Here is a 2,323-nt window from a genome sequence, read left to right as displayed (position 1 = left end):
CCAATGGTATTTCTAAATGCAGTCGTAACATGGCACTTTTTGGCAACTAAGATCAGATCTTGATTACGCATTATTTTACTAACAGCAGCAGCCATTTCGGGGGTAATACCCGCTCTGATTGTCGCTAAAACATGGCTTGTTGCGTGATCACTCAGCAGCCAATTACGAAAATCACCTACCGTTAAATGTGCGATTGCTGCAAATGCGTTAGTGTCATGTTCATCTATTATTAGCCGAGTAATTTCATCGTCTTCATAAGGGATCAAGGCATCGTTCAAGAATGTTTTTAAAGGGACTTCTGCCAGCGTCATTTGTGCCACGGCTCGCTCTTCGGCAGAACTGGCAATAACACCTGCCAAGCTATCACCAGAGCGCTGCGGGGTCGCTTTAGCCATTAACTGTGCGAGATTGTTAAACTGGTAGGTTTTACTTCCTAACGTGTATCGATACGATTTACTCATAAACTTACCTTGCTGACAAAATGTGTGTTAAAAAGGATAGGCACAGCTATTGCCTTTACTACAATAAAAAACAATAAATAAAGCAATAAACAGTACAACGATTCTTTTAAGGTAGCTTATAGCGTACCAAGCAACTATCAAGTTTTGGCAAATGTTACTTAAACAATAAAAATCATATAGTTAAAATTAAAAATCGGACAACTACTGTTTACTTGTAATAATTAGCCTGAGGTGTAATACGCAACTATGCAACATAATTTACCGACAAATGCACCAAGTAAGTGCACTTTAGCTACAACCGATGTGGACCAGCAGGCGGGAAACCTAACAAACTGGCAACAAAAATATGATCAAGTCAGTGATGGCCGCTTTTATGGCTGTATTGATGAAGTGGCTTATGATGGTTTGCAAGTGTTTAAAGAGTATACACAGTGCGCATTACGACAACAGTGTAAAGTATGGCCAAATGCGTTATGGCTTGGCATTCCGGTAAACGCACTAAACAGTAAAATTAACGGTCTCACCATCGCTGATAATCAATTAATGTGCCGCCCAAGTGATTGCAACTTTGAGCTGATCACCCCTGCGCAATTTAATATTTATGGCATGGTGATCAATCAAGATACCCTTCATCAAATTGCTCAGCAACAAGGGTTGTCGCTTCAGGGCATTTGTGAGCATGGATCACCGCGTATTACAACATCACCACAAGCACTGCAACGTGCTCGTGAATGCATTGAACAAATCATTTATGCTAATGGCGGTGGAGCAAGTGCGGCTTTACAACACGATATTTTATTAAATTTAGTGCTGCACTTACTGCAATCACAACTCCCCCAGCAAAAAGTAACCCCAAGTTATAAACACCGTAAAAACGTTGTTGATAAAGCGAAAGAATTTATTCACGATCACCCAGACAACATAGTGACTATCACCCAATTATGTGAGTTTACCTACGTTTGTCGACGGACTTTACAATACAGCTTTGAAAGTATTTTAGGCATCAATCCGCTGCGTTTTTTACGCATGACCAGGCTTAACCAAATACGCCGTGAACTCAGTGATCCGCAACAAAATAAACCCATTTCAATGATTGCCGCCAATTGGGGCTTTTGGCATCCGGGCCAGTTTGCTAAAGACTATAAACAACTATTTGGTGAAAACCCTTCAGACACAGTAAAACGTGCGCAGCTTTAGTGGTATCAATTATAGCCAGTTAATTAATAGGTATAGCTGGCAATTATTTGCTTGATATTCGATTGCATATCAATGATCGCTGCATTAATTGAGCGCACATTGTCCATCGTGACCGTTTTTTTACTGAGCATAAAATGGATTGGATTATCATGAATAACATAAGGATGCAGTGTAATACCGGGGATTTTTTCTTGGCTTATGAGGTATAACCCAGATATTTCATCATCGATCATAAAATCGACGCGTTTAGCTTTTAACATATATAGCCGGTGCTTGAGCAAAGGTACTCGTACAAGTAAATCTTTATTGTTTGTGACTTTGCTTAGCTGCTCAAATTCTTTACCATAATAACCACCATTATTTACGGCTATGGTTTTTTGTTGCGCCAACAGGCTGGCTAAATCGTGTGTTAGGTACTTAGCATCTTCATACCAGAACAGCCGCATTTTCTCACGTCTATATGGGGTTGAAAAGTGACTATATTGGGCACGTTGTTGATTGAAACTCGCAGCAGTTAATATATCCACGCGGCCTTTTTCAAGCTCGACCAAACCGCGCTTTGATGACGGTAAAGAAACAAACTGACTACCGAATCCAGACTGCGTTAACCACAAACGGCTGATCTCTACATCTATTCCTGTAAGAGCCTGCTCACCATCCAAGAC

Annotated in this window: 3 protein-coding genes; 1 reads left to right on the top strand and 2 read right to left on the bottom strand. The window is 40.6% G+C overall.

The window, feature by feature from the left end; all coding sequences use genetic code 11:
- Positions 1-461 (bottom strand): ethanolamine ammonia-lyase subunit EutB (eutB, locus tag H5232_RS22960; RefSeq protein WP_182831610.1); only part of this gene is annotated, 461 nt, incomplete at its 3' end.
- Positions 462-707: 246 nt separating this feature from the next.
- Here eutB and H5232_RS22955 point away from each other — a divergent pair.
- Entirely contained in the window at positions 708-1,658 is a 951-nt protein-coding gene (locus H5232_RS22955; protein ID WP_182831608.1) for a helix-turn-helix domain-containing protein, read from the top strand.
- 23 nt (positions 1,659-1,681) lie between these two features.
- On the opposite strand, the gene H5232_RS22950 is transcribed toward H5232_RS22955, so the two are convergent.
- Positions 1,682-2,323 (bottom strand): ABC transporter substrate-binding protein (locus H5232_RS22950; protein ID WP_182831606.1); only part of this gene is annotated, 642 nt, incomplete at its 5' end.

This window comes from Pseudoalteromonas sp. SG41-5, from assembly GCF_014164495.1.
GTDB classification, from domain to species: Bacteria; Pseudomonadota; Gammaproteobacteria; order Enterobacterales; family Alteromonadaceae; genus Pseudoalteromonas; species Pseudoalteromonas rhizosphaerae.
This window is presented reverse-complemented; position numbering and strand designations above follow the sequence as displayed.

Coding starts and splice junctions, on each gene's coding strand:
- H5232_RS22955 (WP_182831608.1), top strand. CDS start 708: ATGCAACATAATTTACCGACAAATGCACCAAGTAAGTGCACTTTAGCT.